The following is a 3,128-nucleotide window of genomic DNA, read 5'->3' as shown; positions in this document are numbered from 1 at the left end:
CACTCGCCCAGCACGTAACTTTGAATTTGCATTTTTGTTGTCCATATCGCGTCTCTTTCCGGGCGGCAAGACTCCATCGCACCCAATGGCCCGCTCCTGACAGCCTCAAATTCGATCACTTTTGTATCTAAAAATGATGATCGTTATCTTTATGGAAGCTGACTCTAGGCAACATGGAGCAGTGTTGTCAATGAAAAACGCGGTAAACAATCACGACAGGAATTCTTGTTATCGTTCCCAACACAAGGGTCCGGGAGAAACCGAAACGTTTTCTCCCGGCAAAAAAGCGGCCACGGTCACCCAGGTCGCTTCGACGTGGGTTCGCCCATGCACCAGGTGCCCCTCGATAAGGAGGAAGACTTTGTCAAGGGATAGAAAGGGCGTATGTCATTATTCGATGCGAGAGCACCGTATGAGTGGCCAGAGAGCGAGGTTTAGAGGACCGCGGCTTCCTGCTGCGCGACCGCTGTCCCCACCACCGGGCAGCAAGCAGACAACAAGCGCCACGCGCAGGAGTCCAATGTCATAAAGCCTTTCGAACGTAGTTGCGAATGCGCCCTATGCCACTCACCTCGCACTCAATAAGATCACCATCCTGCAGCAACCGTCCTCTGGCCAAACCGACGCCGGCGGGTGTTCCCATAGAGATAACATCGCCAGGCTCAAGCGTCAGGACATTTGAAATATAGACAATCGCCTCCGCGATGGTATGAATCATGGCCGAAAGCGGCGCATCCTGAACCTGATCTCCGTTCAGCCATGCCTGCACGCGTGCATCCGTAGGCAGGTCGTCCGCGGTCACCAGCCAGGGCCCCATGGGGGCCGAGCCGTCAAACCACTTCCCTACCAGCCAGTCGTAGAAGTCGTCGTTCGAACGTTTCTTACGGTCGACCATTCCGTCATTCAGCTTGCGCTCGGAGATGTCATTCACGACGGTATAACCCCAAACCGCCTGCATCGCGTCCTGGAGTGACGCCCGGTGCGTCCGCCGGCCGATCACCACGGCAAGCTCCGCCTCATAGTCAAGAGCGTGATTGGCATCCGTAATAGGTATCTCTTCCGACGGCCCAATAATAGCTGTCGAGGGCTTCATAAAGAACTGCGGAGTCAGGTTTTCTTCCGGAGCAGGCGCAAAGCCGGATTCGATGACGTGGGCACGGAAGTTGCCCGCGAGCAAAAGAAACTTCGGAGGAGCAGGCAGTGGGGCCTGCCAGAGGATGTCCCCGGTCAAGAGTGTTCCGTGCTCGAGCGACGCGGCAATCCGAGGGTAGAGCGTCTCCCATTCGGTCACGACGGACTTTAGATCAGTCGTGCCGGCGGCTTCCGTGGCATCGACGATCTTTCCGTTGTAAACAACCGCGGCGGCTTCCGTGGCGTTCTGACGTACAACGCCGAGCTTCATGCCGACACCAACTTCCCGAACTTCGGCGCCACAATTGTCTCAAAGACCTCGTGAACGGCAGCAAGCGTTGCCTGAACATCCTCGGCGGTGTGCGTTGAGGAGAGGAACCAGTTGCCGCGGGGGATAATACGGACTCCGCGATCGACCATGCCGCAGACAAAGTCGTTATAAAGGTCCTGTCGAACTCCAAGAGAGGAGCGGTAATCGTAGACAACCTGCCCCTCCCGTTCGGGTATCTCGCCAGCCGGGAAGCCGAGGTAGAAAATGCAGCCATATCCCTGTACGACGACGGGGATCCCGGCCCGATCCGCAGCTTCACGAATCCCCTGCATCAGCGTTGTTCCGGCCTGCTCGATTGCCTGATAGACCGCTCCACCATTCCGCTCTAGAACGTCAAGGGTGGCGATCGCGCCGGCAACAGCGGGGGGAATACTGTTATACGTGCCGCCGTGCCCGACCTTACCGGCCGCAATCAGGTCCATGTACCTGGCCTTTCCGGCAAGACAACTGATTGGCATGCCGTTGGCAATTGCCTTACCGAAGATGGTCAGATCGGGGACGACATTGAAACGTCCCTGGGCTCCGGCAAGCGATGCACGGAAGCCTGTAATCACCTCATCAAAGATCAACACGACATCGTGCCGTGTTGCCAGCTCCCGCAATCCTTCCAGGTAGCCCGGCAGCGGCGGAATCACGGCGGTATTGCACATCACAGGTTCGGTAATAATCGCGGCGACTTCATTCGCGTGGGCAGAAAGATACTCTTCCACTGCCTTGAGATTGTTCCAGGGAAGAACGACCAGATGGCTGTCTTCCCCGCTGAACTGCCCCTTCGATTCCGCAACCGTCGCCGGGTGGAGGGCGTCGCCAGCAGCCGCAGGATCAGGAGCCAGGCTATACAGGATATTGTCCAGCCAGCCATGATATTGCCCTTCAAACTTAATCACCGTCTGCCGCCCGATTGCGGCGCGCGCCAGGCGAAGCGCACCGTGGACAGCCTCCGATCCGGAGATGCCAAAGCGCACGCGCTCTGCGCAAGGCACAATGCGATGGACGCGCTCCGCCAGCTCGAACTCAAGTTCATGCTGGGCGGCGTAGATCTGCCCCCTCCAGAGCTGTTTACAGGTAGCCTCAATCACCTCCGGATGCGTATGCCCCAGAATCAGCGGGCCGCGGCCGAGTACATAATCGATGTACTCATTCCCGTCGACGTCCCATAGATGCGATCCCTTGCCGTACTCAAAGAAGAGAGGATACGGCTTATCGCCCATCCGGACGTTGCTGCTTACGCCGCCGGCCAGGGTCTTCCGGGAACGCTCAAGATTCGCAATGGACCGTGCATACCGCTGACTCATTCAACTTCGCTCCTGATGGGGTGCCGCGCTTAGTCTCGCAAGACCGGGACAGCGACATTGCCGCCAGTCTTAAGTGATTCGTGGATTGCCGTCAGAACCGCCGTTACCTTGCGTCCATCCCGGACGCCGACCGACGGCGGCAGATCCTTCCGAATGCAGTTCACGAAGTCTTCCAGGCATGCCGGAAATGCGCCGCGCAGGGTCCCGAAGACATCACTGGAAAGGAAGTTCTTCGGATACGAGAACCGCTCTCGTGAGCTGATCTCGATGCTTTCCCGCTTGCGGTCGAAGTGCAGGTGGCCGTGTTCCCCGACAAGCCCAATAAAGCGGTCGAAGTGCAGGTGGCCGTGTTCCCCGACAAGCCCAATAAA

General features: G+C 57.8%; 3 protein-coding genes. All 3 read right to left on the bottom strand.

The window, feature by feature from the left end; genetic code table 11:
* Positions 1 to 523 precede the first annotated feature (523 nt).
* Positions 524 to 1,402 (bottom strand): fumarylacetoacetate hydrolase family protein, encoded by an 879-nt coding sequence (locus AB4043_RS20140; RefSeq protein ID WP_442307895.1) that lies wholly within the window; start codon positions 1,400 to 1,402, stop codon positions 524 to 526.
* Positions 1,399 to 2,757, bottom strand: a complete 1,359-nt coding sequence (locus tag AB4043_RS20135; protein ID WP_442298949.1) for an aspartate aminotransferase family protein — start codon at positions 2,755 to 2,757, stop codon at positions 1,399 to 1,401. Before AB4043_RS20135 ends, AB4043_RS20140 begins: the two co-directional genes overlap by 4 nt.
* A 29-nt stretch (positions 2,758 to 2,786) precedes the next feature.
* Positions 2,787 to 3,128: hypothetical protein (locus tag AB4043_RS20130; protein WP_442307894.1), on the bottom strand; the 342-nt coding region annotated here is incomplete at its 5' end.

Origin of the sequence: Terriglobus sp. YAF25 (assembly GCF_052113305.1) — a bacterium.
Taxonomy (GTDB): domain Bacteria; phylum Acidobacteriota; class Terriglobia; order Terriglobales; family Acidobacteriaceae; genus Terriglobus.
Note: the sequence above shows the minus strand (reverse complement) of the source record. Positions and strands in the feature narration are given on the sequence as shown.